Here is a 4067-nt window from a genome sequence, read left to right as displayed (position 1 = left end):
CTCCTTATTATTCAGCCACAGAGACGACCCGCGACAGGGCAATATTTTCTCTGCCGCCGGACACGCTTTTTCCGCAAATGGGCTCATACCTCAAGTTTGTCCAGCATTTCTTTGGTAACCAGAACGATGCCTTCTTCCGAACGATAAAAGCGTCGCGCATCCTCAACGGCATTTTCGCCAATCACCGTCCCCTCCGGAATAACGCATCCCCGGTCGATCACGCAGCGTCTTATCCTGCAGGAGCGACCGACCCAGACGCCCGGTAATAAAACCGACGAATCAATATTACAGAACGAGTTAATCCGAACTCTGGAAAATAGAACCGACTGCACCACCACCGAGCCAGAAATAATACAGCCGCCGGAGACCAGAGAATTCATGGTCATGCCATGACTGCCGGAACGGTCCTGAACAAATTTGGCGCTGGGCAGCGATTCGACATAGGTACGGATAGGCCAGTTACGGTCATAAACGTCCAGCTCTGGCACTACTGAGGCTAAATCCAGATTCGCTTTCCAGTACGCCTCCAGGGTTCCGACATCGCGCCAGTATGGCTCGGCATTATTATCCGACTGAACGCAGGAGCGCGGGAACGGATGCGCATACGCTTCACCTGCCGCCGTTATCCTGGGAATAATATCTTTGCCAAAATCATGGGTGGAGTGTTCATCCCGATCGTCGTCTTCCAGCAGCTGGTAGAGATATTCCGCATCAAACACATAAATGCCCATACTGGCAAGCGAGCGGGTTTCATCGCCAGGAATGGTGGGCGGATTAGCCGGTTTTTCAACAAATTCAATGATTTTGTCATTCTCATCCACGGCCATGACGCCAAAAGCGCTTGCCTCTTCAACCGGGACCGGCAGGCAGGCCACGGTACAGCGCGCCCCTTTTTCAACGTGATCGAGCAGCATCCGCGAATAATCTTGTTTATAGATATGGTCCCCGGCCAGAATAACGACATATTCCGCATCATAGCGGCGGATAATATCCAGATTCTGGGTCACGGCATCCGCCGTCCCCCGATACCAGTTCTCACCATGCACCCGCTGCTGCGCCGGTAATAAATCCACGAACTCATTCATTTCTTCGTTAAAGAATGCCCAGCCGCGTTGAATATGCTGCACCAGTGAATGGGACTGATATTGTGTAATGACCCCGATACGTCTTATTCCGGAGTTAATACAATTCGATAAAGCAAAATCAATAATTCTGAATTTACCGCCGAAATGCACCGCAGGTTTTGCGCGAATAGTGGTCAGGTCTTTTAATCGTGTGCCACGTCCGCCGGCGAGGATCAGGGCCACGGATTTAAGCGGTAACTGGCGCGACAGCATTAAGTTGTCAGTATATTCAAGTTTACTCATAATAATGTCCTGCCATTAAATAAAAGCCATAAAAGAAAATAATGAAGAAAAAGCCTCACTCTTCTGCAAAATAATTCAGAAGTGATCACCTCCGGTAATAAGTCAGCTGCAATAAATCAGCTGCGCGTTTTATTGCCCTGCAGATTCCCGTACCAGCCAGATTGTCGCCAGCGGCGGCAGAGTCACCGACAGCGAATGCTCCCGACCGTGGCTGGCGATCGCCTCGCTTGCCACGCAGCCGCCGTTGCCGGTGTTGCTCCCGTGGTAGTGCATCGAGTCGGTGTTCAGCTCTTCACGCCAGCGCCCCGGCTGGTTAATCCCGAAGCGATAGCCGTGACGCGGTACTGGCGTGAAGTTGCTCGCCACGATTATCTCGTTCCCGGCTTTATCGCGACGGACAAAGATAAACACCGACCGTTCGTGGTCATCCACAACAAGCCATTCAAAGCCGTAGGGGTCAAAATCCAGTTCGTGCAGTGCCTTATGGTGGCGATAGGTATGGTTCAGATCGCGCACCAGACGCTGCACCCCGTGATGCCAGTTGTCGCCCCCTTCCAGCAGATGCCAGTCGAGGCTGGCGTCGTGGTTCCACTCCCGCCCCTGGGCAAACTCGTTGCCCATAAACAGCAGCTTTTTACCGGGGAAGGCAAACAGCCAGCCGTAGTAGGCGCGCAGGTTGGCGAACTTCTGCCAGGCATCGCCAGGCATCCGGTCAAGAATCGATTTTTTGCCGTGAACCACTTCATCGTGTGACAGCGGCAACACGAAGTTTTCGGTGTAGTTGTAGAGCATCCCGAAGGTCATCTTGTCGTGATGATAACGACGATAGATGGGATCGAGCTGCATATAGTCGAGGGTGTCATGCATCCAGCCGAGGTTCCATTTGAACCAGAAGCCAAGACCGCCCGTAGAAGACGGTCGTGTAACCCCGGCGAAGTCGGTGGACTCCTCCGCCATCGTGACCGCTCCCGGCGTCTGCTCACCGAGCACACGGTTGGTATTGCGCAGAAATTCAATCGCTTCGAGGTTTTCCCGGCCGCCGTACTCATTGGGCACCCACTCCCCCTCTTTGCGGCTGTAGTCGCGGTAGATCATTGACGCAACCGCATCCACGCGCAGGGCGTCGATCCCGAAGCGTTCAATCCAGTACAGCGCGTTCCCGACCAGAAAGTTGCTGACTTCACGGCGACCGTAGTTGTAGATCAGCGTATTCCAGTCCTGGTGATAACCTTCTCGCGGGTCGCTGTGTTCATACAACGCGGTGCCGTCGAACGATGCCAGCGCAAAGTCATCCGACGGGAAGTGGCCCGGCACCCAGTCGAGGATCACGTTCAGACCCGCGGCATGGGCAGCATTCAGGAAGTAGCGGAAGTCTTCACGGGTACCAAAACGGCGGGTCGGCGCGTACAGCCCGGTGGGCTGATAGCCCCAGCTGCCGTCGAACGGATGTTCGTTTACCGGCAGCAGCTCCAGATGGGTGAAGCCCATCCACTTCGCGTAAGGCACCAGCTGGTCCGCCAGCTCGCGGTAGCTGAGCCAGAAATGGTTATCGGCGTGGCGGCGCCACGAGCCAAGGTGCACTTCATAAATCGAAATCGGTGCATCAAACTGGTTGGCCTGCTGACGGGACTGTGGCTGTTCGACCTTTTCCGGCATGCCGCAGATAAGCGACGCGCTTTCCGGGCGCATCTGTGCCTCAAAGGCATACGGGTCGGATTTCACCCGCAGGTGGCCGTGGGCGTCAATCAGCTCGAACTTATACAGCTGGCCGTTATGCGCGCCGGGGACAAACAGCTCCCAGATGCCGGACTCTTTGCGCAGACGCATCGGGTGGCGGCGGCCGTCCCAGTAGTTGAACTGTCCGACCACCGACACACGACGGGCGTTCGGCGCCCAGACGGAAAAACGCGTCCCGGTGACGCCGTCCATGGTGTCGGCATGGGCTCCCAGCGTCTCGTAGGGCCGCAGATGAGTCCCTTCAGCGAGCAGCCAGGCATCAAGCTCCTGCAGCAGCGGGCCAAAGCGATAGGGGTCGTCAATCAGGTTTTGCTGACCGTGCCAGGTGACGGCCAGCTGGTAACGAAAAGGATTTTTCCGGCGCGGCAGAACGCCGCTAAAGAACCCGCGTGTGTCGAGGCATTCGAGTTTACCGACTTTGCGCCCGGTTTTCGGTTCAATCACCCATACATCGGTGGCATCGGGTAATAATGCGCGCACTTCCAGACCCGCATCGGTTGAGTGCATGCCAAGCACGGAAAATGGATCGGAACAATGACCTGCGAGAAGTGCGGAGATCGCACTTTTTTCATTATAATCAGACATGGCAGTCACCCTACTATCATCCTGCGGAAAGAATTAAAACGCCTCTTCCTGCTTTATTGATCCGGTAATATTCCGCTGCATGCTACGCATCGAAATATCAACACGTTATTCCAGAGCCTTAAGACATGTCGGTTGTCCACAAATAGAGAGTGATTAACCTCCTGAGAAGTGAGTTAAATGCGCTGTACGACTTCTGTATTATCTGTCTTCAGAATAATTACTCCTGATTTTCTTTCTGTGAGTAAACACTCATTTCTATATTAATGGGGAAACTAATTTTTATTTCGTCACGAATGATGAGTTTCCTTCTGCTGAATTCGTCAGATCGTATATAAAAAAAGGCTTTGTTGAATAAATCGAACTTTTGCTGAGTTGAAG

The 4067-nt window shown here is 53.7% G+C and carries 2 protein-coding genes; both read right to left on the bottom strand.

Annotation, left to right across the window (positions count from 1 at the left end; all coding sequences use genetic code 11):
- Positions 1-83: 83 nt before the first annotated feature.
- Positions 84-1367: a glucose-1-phosphate adenylyltransferase gene (glgC, locus tag C5687_RS23590; protein ID WP_004099051.1), complete on the bottom strand. Its 1284-nt coding sequence runs from the start codon at positions 1365-1367 to the stop codon at positions 84-86.
- A gap of 129 nt (positions 1368-1496) precedes the next feature.
- Complete coding sequence (gene glgB, locus C5687_RS23585) at positions 1497-3689, bottom strand: 1,4-alpha-glucan branching enzyme (protein ID WP_004099052.1); 2193 nt, start codon at positions 3687-3689, stop codon at positions 1497-1499.
- Positions 3690-4067: the final 378 nt, after the last annotated feature.

It is taken from the genome of Enterobacter sichuanensis (assembly GCF_002939185.1).
Classification (GTDB): domain Bacteria; phylum Pseudomonadota; class Gammaproteobacteria; order Enterobacterales; family Enterobacteriaceae; genus Enterobacter; species Enterobacter sichuanensis.
This window is presented reverse-complemented; position numbering and strand designations above follow the sequence as displayed.

What these genes read in the sequence shown, in the direction of transcription:
- glgC (WP_004099051.1), bottom strand. Translation starts at nt 1,367, where the DNA reads ATGAGTAAACTTGAATATACTGACAACTTAATGCTGTCGCGCCAGTTA.
- glgB (WP_004099052.1), bottom strand. Translation starts at nt 3,689, where the DNA reads ATGTCTGATTATAATGAAAAAAGTGCGATCTCCGCACTTCTCGCAGGT.